At 71.2% G+C, this 15,352-nt stretch carries 11 protein-coding genes and 4 tRNA genes; 6 read left to right on the top strand and 9 right to left on the bottom strand.

What is annotated here, in order from left to right; translation table 11 throughout:
• Positions 1–3: 3 nt before the first annotated feature.
• Positions 4–822 carry an SCO2400 family protein gene (locus IG94_RS0117615; RefSeq protein WP_031037113.1) on the bottom strand — a complete coding sequence of 273 codons (819 nt, stop codon included), beginning with the start codon at positions 820–822 and terminating at the stop codon, positions 4–6.
• A gap of 306 nt (positions 823–1,128) precedes the next feature.
• Between IG94_RS0117615 and IG94_RS43145 the strand changes: the two genes are divergently transcribed.
• Positions 1,129–2,976 carry a Hint domain-containing protein gene (locus IG94_RS43145; RefSeq protein WP_211269672.1) on the top strand — a complete coding sequence of 616 codons (1,848 nt, stop codon included), beginning with the start codon at positions 1,129–1,131 and terminating at the stop codon, positions 2,974–2,976.
• A gap of 55 nt (positions 2,977–3,031) precedes the next feature.
• Here IG94_RS43145 and IG94_RS0117605 read toward each other — a convergent pair.
• The 5 genes from IG94_RS0117605 to IG94_RS0117585 form a co-directional block, all read right to left on the bottom strand.
• Positions 3,032–3,104, bottom strand: a tRNA-Lys gene (locus IG94_RS0117605).
• 132 nt (positions 3,105–3,236) lie between these two features.
• The gene (locus tag IG94_RS0117600; RefSeq protein WP_031037106.1) at positions 3,237–4,772 is read right to left on the bottom strand and encodes an amino acid permease; all 1,536 of its coding nucleotides are present in this window, start codon (positions 4,770–4,772) and stop codon (positions 3,237–3,239) included.
• A gap of 130 nt (positions 4,773–4,902) precedes the next feature.
• The gene (locus tag IG94_RS0117595) at positions 4,903–7,089 is read right to left on the bottom strand and encodes a DEAD/DEAH box helicase (protein WP_031037102.1); all 2,187 of its coding nucleotides are present in this window, start codon (positions 7,087–7,089) and stop codon (positions 4,903–4,905) included.
• 236 nt (positions 7,090–7,325) lie between these two features.
• Positions 7,326–7,892: a hypothetical protein gene (locus IG94_RS0117590; protein ID WP_031037099.1), complete on the bottom strand. Its 567-nt coding sequence runs from the start codon at positions 7,890–7,892 to the stop codon at positions 7,326–7,328.
• A gap of 269 nt (positions 7,893–8,161) precedes the next feature.
• Positions 8,162–8,512: a metallopeptidase family protein gene (locus IG94_RS0117585; RefSeq protein WP_031037095.1), complete on the bottom strand. Its 351-nt coding sequence runs from the start codon at positions 8,510–8,512 to the stop codon at positions 8,162–8,164.
• 71 nt (positions 8,513–8,583) lie between these two features.
• Here IG94_RS0117585 and IG94_RS0117580 point away from each other — a divergent pair, with 71 nt between their 5' ends.
• The 5 genes from IG94_RS0117580 to IG94_RS0117560 all read left to right on the top strand — a co-directional run bounded on the left by IG94_RS0117580 (position 8,584) and on the right by IG94_RS0117560 (position 11,593).
• Positions 8,584–10,203: a metallophosphoesterase family protein gene (locus IG94_RS0117580; protein ID WP_031037092.1), complete on the top strand. Its 1,620-nt coding sequence runs from the start codon at positions 8,584–8,586 to the stop codon at positions 10,201–10,203.
• An 80-nt stretch (positions 10,204–10,283) separates the two neighbouring features.
• A tRNA-Glu gene (locus IG94_RS0117575) sits at positions 10,284–10,356 on the top strand.
• Between the two features lie 34 nt (positions 10,357–10,390).
• Positions 10,391–10,465 (top strand) — tRNA-Asp (locus tag IG94_RS0117570).
• 24 nt (positions 10,466–10,489) lie between these two features.
• Positions 10,490–10,566: transfer RNA gene (locus tag IG94_RS0117565), tRNA-Phe, on the top strand.
• 421 nt (positions 10,567–10,987) lie between these two features.
• Entirely contained in the window at positions 10,988–11,593 is a 606-nt protein-coding gene (locus IG94_RS0117560; RefSeq protein ID WP_031037088.1) for a response regulator transcription factor, read from the top strand.
• A gap of 105 nt (positions 11,594–11,698) precedes the next feature.
• Here IG94_RS0117560 and IG94_RS0117555 read toward each other — a convergent pair whose 3' ends face one another.
• From IG94_RS0117555 to IG94_RS0117545, 3 genes are read right to left on the bottom strand one after another with little or no spacing between them, the layout of a single operon-like run.
• The gene (locus tag IG94_RS0117555) at positions 11,699–12,808 is read right to left on the bottom strand and encodes a 3-dehydroquinate synthase II (protein ID WP_031037083.1); all 1,110 of its coding nucleotides are present in this window, start codon (positions 12,806–12,808) and stop codon (positions 11,699–11,701) included.
• Positions 12,780–13,661, bottom strand: coding sequence for a 2-amino-3,7-dideoxy-D-threo-hept-6-ulosonate synthase (locus IG94_RS0117550; protein ID WP_031037081.1), 882 nt, complete (start codon positions 13,659–13,661; stop codon positions 12,780–12,782). The genes IG94_RS0117555 and IG94_RS0117550 overlap by 29 nt, the downstream gene beginning before the upstream one ends.
• The gene (locus IG94_RS0117545) at positions 13,658–15,217 is read right to left on the bottom strand and encodes a class I adenylate-forming enzyme family protein (RefSeq protein WP_031037077.1); all 1,560 of its coding nucleotides are present in this window, start codon (positions 15,215–15,217) and stop codon (positions 13,658–13,660) included. Before IG94_RS0117545 ends, IG94_RS0117550 begins: the two co-directional genes overlap by 4 nt.
• Positions 15,218–15,352: the final 135 nt, after the last annotated feature.

The raw sequence follows: 15,352 nt of genomic DNA, 5'->3' as shown, positions 1-15,352 counted from the left end.
GGGTCAGCCGAGGCACACCACCAGCAGGCAGAGCTGCGGCGACGACGGTTCCGCCGCGGGCGGCGTCTGGGGCGTGGCCGGGTCCGTGCTGTCGCCGGGGGCGGGGTCGGGCGACGGCTGCTGCGTCGCCGGGTCGGAGCCGCCCGGGTCCGTGCCGCCGGTGGCGGGGGCGGTGGTCTGCGGCTGGGGTTGCGCGGTCGTCGGACCCCCGCCTGCCCCGGAGGCCGCGGTGCCGCCGTCGTCCTCGGCCGGGGCCGTCGCCGCCGAGCGGTGCCGGGAGGCGACGGGCTGCTGCGGTGCGGCACCGTCCGCCGTCGGCCCCGCCTGGGGCTGCGACGGGCCGGGTGCGGGCGACGACGACCTGTGCGTGCGCTCCGGGACGGCCGGTGCGGTGGTCGCCGGGGGCCTCTGGCCCTGGGGGACGGCCCCGACGGACGGGTCCCGGTTGTCCGACGCCGTGGCGGCCTGCGCCCGGTCGTCGGAGTGCCGGTCCATCGAGGCGAGGGTCAGGCCGCCGCCGACGAGGGCGACGGCACTGGCGACCACCGCGCGGCGCTTGTTCTTCTTCCAGCGGGCCAGCTGGCGACGGCGTGCCGCCCGCCCCTGCTGCCGCGCGGGCGGCACGTCGCCGACATCGATGTCGGCGACGGGAGCGACTGCGAGGGCGGGAACGGGAACGGAGACGGGAGCGGGCGGGACCGCGTCTCCGTCGTCCCCGTCGTCCCCGGCGACGTGCGGGTCGATGTCCGGGGCGTAGGCACCGCACCCGGGACACACCAGAGCCCCGTTGAGGTGCCGACGACATGAGGAGCAGTAATCCATCTCGGGTCTACCGGTCTTCCTGGTTCCACTGCACCGTCGGCTCACCCGGGCCACGGCCTGGCTGCATTCACACGGGGGATCGAGAGCCAGCCACGCTAACGAGACTTTCGCAAGGCTGTGCGCAGCCCGTGTGACGCTCCTGCGGGGATTCGATGGGCAAGAAAGAAGTACGGGCACACAACGCCCGTGTCCCTGGTCTCAGTTGGCCCGAACCGAGCGCGACCGGGCCGCGGAATGGAGAATTCTGGGGCTGCCGCGAGCACGCCCACCGTGGCCCGCGCCACGGTGGAAACCGAAGGAGTCGACGTGACCAGAACCGGTCCCCAGCGCTATCCCGGCGCGTCCACCGCCTACTGGTACGGCAGCAAGTACCCCGGTTCGGCGATGGAGTCCAACGTCGTGGTGTGGCACACCACCGAGGGCACCTCGCTCCCGACCTACGGCGGCGGCGGCTCGGCGCCGAACTTCACCGCCAAGCCGGACTTCTCGGCCCAGCGCCTCGTCTGGTACCAGCACTTCGACTTCGACGAGTCCTCCCGCGCCCTGGTCAACAAGTCCGGCGGCGTGGAGACGAACACCCTGAACGTCGTCCAGGTGGAACTGGTCGGCACCTGCGACCCGAGCACCCACAAGAAGTGGGGCAGCACCCCGCACCTGTACTCGCCCGAGCTGCCCGACTGGGTGATCCGGGACCTGGCGGCGTTCGCCAAGTGGGCCCACCAGAACCACGGCGTCCCGCTGACCAGCGGCCTCACCTTCAAGGCCTACCCCGGCTCCTACGGCAACTCCGGCGTCCGCATGAGCAACTCCGCCTGGAACAACTTCCACGGTCACTGCGGGCATCAGCATGTCCCGGAGAACTGCGTCCACCCGGATACGCCGATCCTGTGCGCCGACCTCACGTGGCGTCGTGCCGGCGACCTGAAGGTCGGCGACGAGCTGGTCTCGTTCGACGAGGAGACCGTCAGGATCGGAAACGCCAACGGCGGTCGCCGGTACAGGCGCGGCGTCGTCACCCGCAACGAACCCGCGCTCAAGGACTCGTACCGCATCACCACCACCGAGGGATCGGTCACTGCTTCGGCCGACCACCCCTGGCTCGTTCGTCTCCCTTACGTGAACCGTGGATCGCGGATCGCCTGGGTGCCGAGCAAGGAGCTGGACCCGGCCAAGCACCGCATCATCAGCCTGGGGCCCTCCTGGGAACCCGAGGATTCGCGCATCGCCGGCTGGATGGCCGGAGTCCTCGACGCGGACGGACATGCGTTCGCCGGTGGTCGTCACGGATCCTGGGTCGGCTTCGGCCAGGTGGACGGCGCCGTGCTCGATCTCTTCCTGGCGGAGTGCGACCGGCGAGGATGGGCCACCAAGGTCATCCGTCGTGACCACAGCAAGAGGAGTTCCCTCGCGAAGAACCCGAAGGACTTCACTGACGTCCGCATCAACGGAGGGATGTGGGCGTCCTGTCGGGTCCTGGGGACCCTGCGCCCCGAGCGGCTCCTCCCCGTGGCAGCGCGCATGTGGGAAGGCGCGGCCGTCGGCAAGACGACCCCCGACACGGCTGTGGTCCGGGTGGAGCACCTCGGCGTGCAGCCCATCGCCTCCCTCACTACAGACACGAGCACCTACATCGCTGACGGTCTCCTGTGCCACAACACGCACGGCGACCCCGGTGCCTTCCCCATGACCGCGATCCTCGCCCGTGCCAAGGGCGAAGCCCCCGAGGAGGACGACCCCATGCCCCGTTACACGAGTCTCGGCATGACGAAGCCGATGACGGTCCAGCCCGATACATGGAAGACCATCGCGTTCGACACCGAGTGGAGGGACGACCTCAAGCAGCACTACGAGGACGGGCAGACCTTCGCCAAGGGCGCCCACTACAACGGCGTCCTGTACGTCTACACGGACGACCTGGACCGGGGCGACGAGCTCCAGATCCGCCTCGTCGAGGACGACGTCGACGCCGGCCGGACGGTGAAGGCGTTCCCGCCGACCGAGGTCATCGGCTCCAGCGGCGGCACCTACAGCTACGTCCCGGCCGTCGGCGTCGTCGGCAAGGACCGCCGCGTCAAGTTCCAGATCGCCCACTACGGCAACGGCCCGCTCACCCTGAAGCGCGCCGAACTCAAGGCCCACCTCTGGCCCCTGTGACGGCCCGGACGCACCGGACCCCGGCTCGTCCTGCTGCGAGCCGGGGTCCGACCGGTAGGCCCTGTGGGACTCGAACCCACAACCAATGGATTAAAAGTCCACTGCTCTGCCAATTGAGCTAAGGGCCCAGGGCGCCGTGTCGCGCCCGTGCCACGCGGTGCTGCGTGATGTTGCCATACCGAGCATAGCCGGACACGGCCGGGAGGCCGATCGGGTATCCCGGTCCCGGCCGCGTCGTGGGCCCCGGCGGGGGCGGGCGGTCACGGGTCCACGGGCTCGGGAACGTTCGCGTGGGCGGCGGCGCGGGCGCGGGTGCGTTCGTGGGCGGGGTTGAGGAACCAGTGCCGGGCGGAGGCCAGCCACCAGGTCGCGGCGAAGCCCAGGACGACCAGGACGGCGACGGGCGCGTAGTTGAAGGTCTCCCAGGTGACCGGGGAGACCTGGGGGAGCATGAACAGCACGGTGATGACGCAGACCCAGGTCACCGCCACCACGCCGACCGCCTGCGACCAGCGGCCCAGGTGCCACGGGCCCCGTTCGAAGGCCGCGCCCTTGCGGACGCGCAGGAGGGTCGGGATGACGTACGCGATGTAGAGGCCGATGACCGCGATGGACGTCACGGCCGCGTACGCCGTGTCGTTGATGAGGTACGGCAGGCCGAGGACGAGGGCGCCCAGGGCCGCCAGCCAGACCGCCGCGACCGGCGTGCGGGTGCGCGGGTTCACCGAGTGCCAGATGTGCGAGTAGGGCAGCGCGCCGTCCCGCGAGAACGCGTAGATCATGCGGCTGTTGGCCGTCACCGACGCCATGCCGCAGAAGAGCTGGGCGCCGATGACGACGAGGAGCAGCAGCTTGCCCGCCGTCGCGCCGAGGGCGTCGAGCAGGATCTGGGCGGGCGGCGCGCCGGTCGGGGACGTCAGGGCGCCCTCGTAGGACTGGATGGCGAAGGTGAAGCCCAGCAGGAGGACGAAGCCGGCGATCCAGGACGTCCAGATGGAGCGGACGATGCCCTTCGGGCCGGCCGTGGACGCGTCGTGGGTCTCCTCGGTCATGTGGGCGGAGGCGTCGTAGCCGGTGAAGGTGTACTGGGCCATCAGGAGGCCGAGCAGGACCACGTAGACGCCGCTGCCCCAGCCGGTGTTGTTGACGAACTCGCCGAAGACGAAGGACGCCGACTGGTGGTGGTCGGGCGCGAAGGTCAGCGCGCCGACGATGACCGCGACGCCGAGGACGTGCCACCACACGCTCACGCTGTTCAACAGGCCGACGATGCGGACGCCGAAGGTGTTCAGCAGGCCGTGGAGGACGAGGATCGCGGCGAAGAGGAGGATGGTGCGGCCCGGCGTCACCTCGAAGTCGAACTGCAGGTTCAGGTAGGCGCCCAGGAAGGACGCGGCGCCGAAGTCGATGCCGGCGGTGACCGCGACCTGGCCCAGCACGTTGAACCAGCCCGTGAACCAGGCCCAGGCCGCCGCCGTGCGCGGGGGCGCCAGGCGGTGCGCCCAGAAGTACAGGCCCGCCGAGGTCGGGTACGCCGAGCAGATCTCGGCCATCGCCAGGCCGACGAAGAGGGTCATCAGGCCGACGGCCACCCAGCCCCAGGTGATGACGGCGGGGCCGCCCGTGTTCATGCCGAAGAGGTAGAGGGTCAGGCAGCCCGAGAGGACCGAGATGATCGTGAAGGAGACCGCGTAGTTGGAGAACGCCGACATGCGGCGGGCCAGAACCTGGGTGTAGCCGAGCTGGGCCAGCCGTTCCTCGTCCGACAGCCCACTCGCCTTGGCGTCATCTGTCATGACCCCAGCAATTCCCTCGCGGCAGACGTGACATGCGTCACCGGGTGGCCGAGACCGGTCCGTAACGCGAAGCGCCGTGGCCTCCACCCGAGGGGGCGGAGGCCACGGCGTTCGTCGGTCTGCTCAGGCGTCAGCCGTTGCGCTTCCAGCGCGGCTTGTCGTCACGGCGGCCGAAGGACGAACCGCGGTGGTCGTCGCGGCGGCCGGACGGGCGGTCGTGGCCGCCGGAGCGGTAGCCGGGGCGGTCGCCCTGGCGGTCGCGGTTGAACGGACGGTCGCTGCCGCGGTGACCGCCGCGCTCGCCGCGGTCGTCACGGCGGAAGCCACCGCGGTCGCCGCGGTCGTCGCGCCGGTCGTCGCGCCGGAACCCGCCACGGTCGTCACGGCGCTCGAACGAACGGCCACCACGGTCGTCCCGACGGTCGTCACGGCGGAACCCGCCGCGGTCGTCACGCCGGTCGTCACGACGGAAGCCACCACGGTCGTCACGGCGCTCGAACGAACGCCCGCCACGGTCGTCCCGACGGTCGTCACGGCGGAACCCGCCGCGGTCGTCACGCCGGTCGTCACGGCGGAAGCCACCGCGGTCGCCGCGGTCGTCGCGCCGGAACCCGCCACGGTCGTCACGGCGCTCGAACGAACGGCCACCGCGGTCACCACGGTCGTCCCGACGGTCGTCACGGCGGTCGTGAGAGCGCTCGCCCCGGTCGGCGAAGCGGTCGCGGCCGTTGCCGCCGCGCTCCGTCCGGTCCGTCCGGTCCGCCTTCTCCGCCTTCTCCGCGTCCCGGACGCCGGACTGCTCCGGCAGCGAGACCTCGGCCGCCGCCACGGCCGCGGCCGCCTCGGCCACCGCCGTCTCGGGGTCGTCGCCCCGCTCGCGCGCCGCCCTGGCGACCAGCCGGTCCGCCTCCTCGCGCAGCTCGGTGGCGCGCCGCTGGGCCCGCTCCAGCTCCTTGGTGAGCTGGGTGACGTCCCGCTCGGCCTGCTGCGCCGCGTTGCCCGCGGACTCGGCCTGGACCTCGGTCATCGACCGGGCGCCGGTGATCTCGGCGACCTCCGGTTCGAAGGCCGCACCGCCCTGGATGATGTGGCGCGTGGCGTCGACGCCCGCGTCCTCCATCAGCCGGAAGATCTGGCGGCGCTGGTGCGGCAGGGAGAGGGAGACGACGGTGCCGGTGCGGCCGGCGCGCGCCGTGCGGCCCGCGCGGTGCAGGTAGTCCTTGTGGTCGCCGGCCGGGTCCACGTTCAGGACCAGGTCGATGCCGTCGACGTGGATGCCGCGCGCGGCGACGTCGGTGGCGACCAGGACGTTGACGTAACCGTCCTTGAAGTCGGCCAGCGTGCGGGTGCGCGCGCCCTGGGTCATGCCGCCGTGCAGCGCGTCCGCCTTCGCGCCGGCGTCGCGCAGCTGCTCGGCGACGCGGTCGGCGCCCAGCTGGGTGCGGACGAAGATGATGGTGCGGCCCTTGCGGGAGGCGATGGCCGCGGTGACCGGCGCCTTGTCCTTGGGCTTCACGACCAGGATGTGGTGCGACATGGTCGTCACCGCGCCCTGGGCCGCGTCGACCTCGTGGCTGACCGGGTCCTTCAGGTACCGGTCGACGAGGGTCTTGATCTCGTTCTCCATCGTGGCGGAGAACAGCATCCGCTGGCCGCCCGCGGGGACCTGGTCGAGCAGCTCGGTGACCTCGGGCATGAAGCCCAGGTCGGACATCTGGTCGGCCTCGTCGAGGACCGCGATCTCCACGTTCGCCAGGGAGCAGGCGCCGCGGTTGATGATGTCGCGCAGGCGGCCCGGGGTGGCGACCAGGATGTCGACGCCCTTCTCCAGGGCGTAGATCTGGTTGCCCATGGAGGTGCCGCCGCAGACGACCTTCATCCGCAGGCCCATGACGTCGCCGTACGGCTGGAGCGCGTCGGCGACCTGCATGGCCAGCTCGCGGGTCGGGGTGAGGATGACGGCACGCGGCTTGTGCTTCTCGGTGCGGCCGCCGGCCAGCGTGGCCAGGGTCGGCAGACCGAAGGAGAGGGTCTTGCCGGAGCCGGTGCGGCCCCGGCCGAGGATGTCCTTGCCCGCCAGCGCGTCCGGAATGGTCGCGGCCTGGATGGGGAAGGGGGTGGTCACGCCGTTCTGCGCGAGCTTGCGCACGACGCCCTCGGGGAGACCGAGGTCGGCGAACGTCGGCTCGGGAGCCTCGGCGGCCGCGGGGGCCTCGGTGGTCTCAGCGGTCACGGGGGCCTCGACGGCCTCCGGTGCGCCCTCCACGCCTTCGGCGTTCTCGGGCACGACGACGTGATCGGTACTGGTCATGGACATGCGAATGCGAAACCTTCCGGAGTCTCTCGTCGGCACGCGCCCGTCAACTCCGTGAATCGCGATTCGCAATACGACCGCCTCAATGCGGTCCACCACGGCAAGGGGAGAGTACGCGCCACACGGCGCGCTCTGCGGTGGCGCCGGGCAAATGGGATCAAACGATCTACCACCATACGCACCTCCCACCCCCGAAGGCAAACCGAGCGGCTCGCGACGGGTCCGGAAGGCGCGTCTCCCTACACGGGAGCCCCCGCCTCCGGGGCCGGCTCGCGCTGCGCCAGCTGGGTCTGGGGCGGCTCGTGCGCCGACGACGACGGCTCCGCGACCGTCGGATCCGGGTCCGGGGGCGCGGGCGGTTCCTCGGTCGGTTCCGGCTCCGGTTCCGGCGTCCGGGTCGGCTGGTCGGGGGGCGTCCGGGTGGGCCCGGGCTCGTCGCCACGGCCCCCGCCGCCCTGCCTCGGCGGGTCCGGGGTCGCACCGGAGCGCGGCGGAGACGAGGAGGACGCGTCCTTCCCTTTGCCGCCCCCGCCCTTCTCCTCGCCCTTGCCCTTGCCCGCCTTCTCGCCCTCCCCCTTGCCGCGCTCCCCGGCGCCGTGCTCCCCGTCGGCCGCCGCCGGACCGTACCCGGCTTTGCCGCCCGACGCGGTGGCACCGCCCTCGGGCACCGCACCGCCCCGCTCACCGGCGGAGTGCGACGGCCTGACGGCCCCTCCGGACTCGTCGCCGACACTCATGCAGCCGGCCGCGGCGACGACGGCCACGGCCGTGGCGGCCAGACGGACGGGTACGTACAAGGGGCGCACGGGCGGCCACCTCCGGGGGTCAGGATGTCGCCGTGCCCAACTCCCGTCACCCACAAGAGGACACGCGCCCGGCGGGGCAGACTTGACCCGAGCGCGTCACCGAGTCCGCGCGTCGGGGCGCGCGCGAGCCGGCGTCACCCGCAGCCGCAAGCCCGTAACCGGGAGCCCACAGCTGGGAGCCCACAGCCGGGAGCCCGTTGCCGGGAGCCCTGCCTCCGCGGCCCGTGGCCGGAAGCCCGCGTCGGGAAGCCCCGCGCCCGGAAGCCCCGTCACCCGTACCCGAGGGCGTGCAGCCGCGCGTCGTCGATGCCGAAGTGGTGGGCGATCTCGTGGACCACCGTCACCTCGGTCTCCGCCACCACGTCCTCACGCGTCTCGCAGAACCGCAGCGTCGGCCCCCGGTAGACGGTGATCCGGTCCGGCAGCACGCCCGCGTACCACTCCCCGCGCTCCGTCAGCGGCGTCCCCTCGTAGAGGCCGAGCAACTCGGGATCCTCCGCCGGCGGTTCGTCCTCGACGAACACCGCGACGTTGTCCATCAGCCGCGTCAGCTCCGGCGGGATCCGGTCCAGGGCCTCGGCGACCAGTTCCTCGAACTCCTCGCGCGTCATCTCCAGCACAGCTCCATTGTCGGGTACGACCGTGCGGTACGACCCGCATATCCGCCCCGGGCCATGGGCATACGGGACCAATGGCCCGCGTCCCCGTCGCTGTCCTGCACGCCCTGGCCGAGGTGATGAACCCCATCCGCAGCGCCCCGCGCGCCCTTGCCCGCCGCCACCGCCGCTCCCACGCCCCCGCCGCCGCACCCGAACTCGCCGCCCGGTCGCACCCCTGGACCCGCGCCGTGGGCCTCGTCGCCGTCGTCCTGCTCGGCGCCTGGCTGGGCCTGCTGGTCGTCGGCAACGTCCGGGTCCCGGTCGGGCCCATGAACACCACGATGACCCTGCGCCCCTCCCTCAACGGCGGCACGAAGATCAACGTCTCTCCGCTCGGCGCCCTCCGGCTCGACAGCCACGTCGCCCCGGTCCGCCTCGACGTCAACGTCGACCAGCTCGACCCCGCCCGCGCCGAGGCCCTCGTCGACCATCCCGAACGCCTCTCCGGCCTCCAGGACGAGGTCGCCCACGACGTCGGACACGGGACGCTCGACCTCGCCGTCCGCTCCTGCGCGGCCGTCGTCACCGGCGCCACCGCGCTCGGCCTCGTCGTCTACCGGCGCCCCCGCCGCGCGCTGGGGGCCGGCGGGCTGGCGCTCACCCTGCTGCTCGCCTCCGGCGGCACGGCGTACGCCACCTGGAACCCCGACTCGGTCCTGGAGCCGAAGTTCTCCGGCCTGCTCTCCTCCGCGCCCTCCCTCGTCGGCAACGCGCGCAGCATCGTCACGGAGTTCGACGTCTACCAGCAGGAACTGGCCCGCCTGGTCACCAACGTGACCAAGCTGTACGACGTCACCTCCACGCTCCCCGCCTACCAGCCCGACCCGACCACGATCCGCGTCCTGCACGTCTCGGACATCCACCTCAACCCGGCGAGCTGGAAGATCATCGCCTCGCTGGTGGAGCAGTACAAGGTGAACGTGATCGTCGACTCCGGCGACACCATGGACCACGGCACGGCCGCGGAGAACGGTTTCCTTGACCCGGTCGAGGACCTCGGCGCCCCCTACGTCTGGGTCCGCGGCAACCACGACTCCCGCGGCACCCAGGAGTACCTGCGGCACCTGAAGAACGCGCACGTCCTGGACGACGGCCGGGCCAGGACCGTCGCGGGCCTGCGCTTCGCCGGCATCGGCGACCCCCAGTACACCCCCGACCGCTCCAAGGCCGACGGCGCCGAGGCGTCCCAGGAACTCGCCGGCGCCCGCCTGGCCTCGGCCCTGCGCGACCAGACTGCCGCGGGCACCCCCGTGGACGTCGCCGTCGCCCACGAGCCGTCGGCCGCCCGGGAGGTCGACGGCGCGGTGCCCCTCGTCCTCTCGGGCCACCTCCACCACGAGGACATGGAGGTCATGAAGTACGGCACCCGGCTGCGGATCGAGGGCTCCACCGGCGGCAGCGGACTGCGGGCGGTCGAGGGCGAGCACCCCGACCCGATCCAGGCCTCCGTCCTCTACTTCGACCGGGACACCCGGCGCCTGCAGGCCTGGGACCAGATCAAGCTGGGCGGCCTGGGTCTGACGACGGCCGAGGTCAGCCGCCACCTCCCGAAGGAGAACCAGCCGGGCGCGACCCCGTCCCCCTCGGCCACGTCCCCCTCCCCCGCCCTTTCGCCCTCCACCCCTGGGACCCCCGCCCCGAGCACTCCGTAAACCGTTTTGGCGATACCTCCCGCCATCCCATATGCTTCTCACGTCCCCGACGCGCTGCGAAGCGCCCAGGCGGGCCGATAGCCCTCATCGTCTAGCGGCCTAGGACGCCGCCCTTTCAAGGCGGTAGCACGGGTTCGAATCCCGTTGGGGGCACGCAGTACGTGTGCGACACTGTCGTACGCAGCTTGGTCCTGTGGAGCAGTTTGGAGTGCTCGCCACCCTGTCAAGGTGGAGGCCGCGGGTTCAAATCCCGTCAGGACCGCTGAGGTTTCACGTGAAACCTCACGGCTGGGTAGCTCAGTTGGTACGAGCGATCGCCTGAAAAGCGATAGGTCGCCGGTTCGACCCCGGCCCCAGCCACCAGCAGAAAGACGTCCCGGACGGCATGCCGTCCGGGACGTTCGCGTTGCATGCCCCGGTCAGAGGTCCCGGCAAGGCACACCCCTGGCGGCGGCACTTCCCAGGCGCCCATCACCCCTCCCCTCACCGGCTGGCCCGTACGGTACGAACCGCCGCTTCGCCGCCTCCCCGCCATGGCGGATTCATGCGCCCCCAGAGCGAGCCGACCGAAACGATCACATGGTCACGCAGTCGGCCACGGATCTACGCCAGGCCAGCAGCCGGTAAAGGGTGTGAAAAATGTGGAGGGTGATGGCGCAAAACCGCCTCAGTCGTCTACATGCATCGCACAAACGTTTCTAGAGTGATCCACAGGTTGGCCGTTCACCGCATGTCGCATGCCGCATGCCGAGAACAGGCCATATCGAACAAACGGGGAGAAAGTATGGCGAGTCGCATTGTCGTTGCAGGCAAGTCCCTCCTAACGGCGGAGATGATGGCTGAGTCGCTCAGCCGGGCGGAGGACCTTGCTGTCGTCACCGTCGTCAGCAACTTCCAGAAGCTGGTCGAAGTCGTCGAGCGCAAAGATGCGGACGCCGCCCTCATCGACCCGGAAAGGCTCCACGGCGACTGCATGGCTGCGGCCTGCGAGATACGCAGGGTGCGGCCGCTGTGCGGAGTGGCACTGATCGTGGACGCTCCGACGCGGACCTTCGTGGACCAGGCTCTGGGAGCCGGCGTGCTGAGCATCATCCCCAGGTCGGCCGGGCTGCGGAGACTGATCGACTCCGTGCGCGGTGTCGCGTCGGGACAGGTGGTCATGGACCCGCAGCTGCTGTCCGCAGCGGGCCGCCAGGACGGTCCGTTGTCCGACCGCGAGGCGGACGTGCTGCGGCTCACCGCATCGGGCGCCTCGGTGAAGGAGATGTCGGGGGAGCTCTATCTGTCGTCGGGAACGATCCGCAATCTGGCCTCGGGGGCGATCAAGAAGCTGGGCGCCCGCAACCGCTACGACGCGGTGCGCATAGCCAGCGAACAGTGTTGGATCTGACCCGGCGGGACCAGGCAGCCGGGTGAGCCGGTTCCCGGCGGGACCAGGCAGCCGAATGAGCCGGTTCCCGGCGGCGGCACCCCCGCCGGGAACCGGCTCGCACGTTCACTGCTCGCGGCAGAACTCGTCTATCGGATAGCCGACGTGACGGTCGGCCGTCGGCAGATGCCCGAGGATCCTGTCCCCCGGGCGGAGCTCCGTGCTGTTGAGCACGGCACCCCCGGGACCGAGGACCCTGACGTGCCAGTCGTCCTGGAGGATGAGGTTCACCGTCTGCCCGTTGGGCGCCACCGCGTCCACGGAGATCAGCGGCCGCGTCTCGATCTTGACCCGTCCCACGCTGACCACGCGGGTACGCCCCTTCGTGTCGACGGCCAGCACCTTGCTGCCCGCGACGAGTTCGCTGAGGTAGTTGGTTCGGCCGTGCTGCGAGACGGTGTAGGAGTGGATCGCGCCCGCGTTGACCCGGAAGGGTCTCGTCGGCATGTAGGGCAGCGGATGGGTCTCACTGACGCAGAGGACCATGCCCTTCGAGTGCGAGCCGACGAGGATGCCCTCGTCCTTCCCCAGGTAGCTGCAGGTGTCGACGCAGGCACGCTCGCCCATGCCGATGTGGGCGGTCGCCGTGACCTCCAGTTCGACGAGCGGGATCTCCCCGGCCGTCGTACCGGCGGCCCGGCGCAGCGCGGTCGCGTCGCCGACGGTCCGCGCCGGCATCAGTACGCCGTCCGAGCCGAGTTCGAGCACGCCGTAGACGATCTCGGCCTCCGTCACGTCGGCGGCCATGGTCACGATGGTGCCGTCGCAGCCGGCTGCCGCCGCGATCACGATCTCCAGCGGAATCTTCGTGGGATCCCGGAAGTCGAGCAGGCTCCACTGTTCGGTCCGGGCCGACTCACAGGCCTGCTCCAGGGTCTCCGCGTCGACGATCTCCACGTAGCGGCCGAAGTCCACCCCCGGATACGCCCGCGCCAGCTTCGCGCGGTCGTCGGCGCCGCCCGCCACCAGGACGAGATCGGCGCCGTCGAAGCCGTCGGCCGGCTCGCCCGCGTCGTGGACGAGGACGCGCCGGACCGTGGGCGGCAGGCCGGCGAGCACCGCCGTGTCGGCGGCGACGACGGCGTCGATGCGTTGGTGCACGGCCTCCTCGAGAACGGCCGGCGTGAGATCGCCGGTCTTGCGTACGTCAAGCCAGCACAGTCTGCTGTCCGTCATGCTGATGTCCCCTCGTCACGTGGCCGACCGTGTCGGCGCCTTCCACGGTTTCCGCTGATGCGCCGCCCGGTGCGTCCGGCAGCCGGTGCACGAGCCGCGCCACCCGCGCCGCCGTCCGCTGCGGGTCCGCGGACTGGAAGATGCTGCGCCCCATGGCGACGCCGAGCGCGCCGCCCGCGACGGCCTCCGAGACGAAGCCGAGCAGCCCCTCCTCCGTGGCCCGCGGCGGACCGCCGGCGAGGAGGACCGGAACGGGGCAGGCGGCGGTCAGCGCCATCAGATCGGGCAGGGAACCCGGGAAGACCGTCTTGACCAGGTCGGCTCCCAGGTCTGCCGCGATCGTGACCGCGTGCGCCACGAGTTCCGGGTGGTGCGGCTCGTGGATCCGGGGGCCGCGCGGATACACCATGGCCATGAGCGGCAGGTTCCAGCGGTCGCAGGCGTCGGAGACCCGGCCGAGGTCGGCGATCTGGCGGCGCTCGTCGTCGGAACCCAGATTGACGTGCACGCTCACCGCGTCCGCCCCCAGCCGCAGCGCCTCCTCCACCTCCGTGACCAGGTACTTGGCGTCCGGGTCCGGCGCCTGCCCCGTACTCGCGTTGAGATGGACGATCAGCGACATGCCGGCGAAGCGCTCCGGACGGATGTGCCGCAGGCTGCCCTTGTGCACCACGATCGCGTCCACCCCGGCCGCGGCGAGCTGCTCGGCGAGCGTGTCGATCGAGCTGTTCCTCGGCACCACGGGACCGTCGCTGATGGAGTGGTCCAGGGGCGTGACCATCAGTCCGGACGGGGTGTGGTGATGCAGCCGTCGCAGGCGCAACGACCGCGCGAAATGTCCTTGAGGGATCATTGCACTTCCTTTTGGCCTCTGAGGCGTGCGTAATCGGGTTTTCCGGAGGGGTTGAGCGGGATTTCCTCCCACCAGTCAAATGCGTCCGGGACATGTGCCGCCGAGAGTTCGACGGCGATGTGGGAGCGCAACTCGTCACCGGTGCAGCGGGCTCCCGGGCGCAGTTGGACCGCCGCCTCCAGGCGTTCGATGAACTCCTCGCCACGCGTTCCGTACACGACGGAATTCCTGACGGCCGGATGGTTCAGCAGAACGTCCTGGACGGTCGTCGGATGAACCTTTATGCCGTTCACTTTGACGACACTGCCGATGCGGCCGACCAGGTGCAGATATCCGTACTTGTCCCAGTGGCCGAGGTCTCCGGTGCGAAGCAGGTCGCCCTCTTTCGTGAGGCAGCCGCGGTCCGTCTCGCCGAGGTAGCCGTCCATGAGTGTGGGCGAGCGGACGCAGATCTCGCCCGTCGCACCCCGCTCGACCGGTTTCCCGGAGCCGGGGTGCCGGATCTCCATCTCCACCCAGGGGAAGGGGCGGCCGACGCTGGGCAGCAGCTCCGGCTCGCAGTGGTCGAGCGGGGTGAGCGTGCACATGCCGCCGGCCTCGGTGCTTCCGTAGAGCTGGACCAGCGTCTCGCCGAAGATCCGCGCGGCCTCGGCCGTCCGGGCGGGGGCCGCCGCCGTACCGCTGTAGAGGACCTGGCGCAGGAACGGGAAGGCGGCCCGGTCGAGACCCGGCTGGTCGATGAGCCGGTAGAGGTGCGGCACCGCGAGGTAGACGTCGGTCACCTGCCGCTCGGCGAGCGCGCGCAGCACGTCGTCCACGTCGAAGCCGTTGTGCAGCACGACCGATCCGCCCGCGGCGAGCGCCGCGTCGACCATCGTCGCCGTGGCGTGGCTGATCGGCGTCACCGACAGGAGCGTGGGGCGGTGTTCGGGCGGGCGCGTCCCGAACGACAGGTCGACGAGCTGTCCGCGCACCCCGAACGACCGGCGTACGAGCTTGGGACTGCCGGTGGTGCCGCTGGTCAGGTCGATGACGGCCGGGTTCTCGGCGACGAAGGGGGCCGCCGCGGGCAGCGGGTCACGGCCGCTCGTGGCGGCGGCCCGGCTCAGGGCCAGCAGGACGGTGCCCGGCCGGCCGTCGCACAGTTCCTGACCGCGCGGGGAGTTGGGCTCGTCCGCCAGCACCACGCGCGCACCGGTGGCGTCCAGCAGCCGGGCCTGTTCGGCGGCCGGCAGTTCGTCCACGTCGCTGCGCGCGTTCATCGACCGGATGTGGACGACGGCTGCGCCGAGCAGATGCGCCGCGTACCGCGCGGCGAGCATGGCGGGGGAGTTGGGCTCGGTGAGGACGGCCACGGTGTCGGCGGGGCCGGCTCCGGCCCGGGTGAGGCGGGCTGCGGCGTCCGCGACGCACCGGCGGAACTCCGCAGCGGTGAGGTCGCCGTTCCAGGAATGCACGACGGTCCTCGCCGGATCGGCGCCGAGGTGCTCCAGAATGCGCAGCACGTAGTTCAGCTTTTGCTCCGTGTTCTCGCTCAGCGCCTGTCCCGCAGACATTTCCGCCCCATCCGTCCCGCCTTTTGTCCGACTTCCTCCTGTGAGGTAATCAGTGACAATACTGAGAGGCCGGGAAGGAGTGCGCAAGCATACGGAGGCCACTGATGACAAACATCATTGCCTGTGAAACAGAGG

Source organism: Streptomyces olivaceus, assembly GCF_000721235.1.
Classification (GTDB): domain Bacteria; phylum Actinomycetota; class Actinomycetes; order Streptomycetales; family Streptomycetaceae; genus Streptomyces; species Streptomyces olivaceus.
The sequence above is the reverse complement of the archived record's forward strand: the minus strand, read 5'-3'. Positions and strand labels throughout refer to the sequence as shown.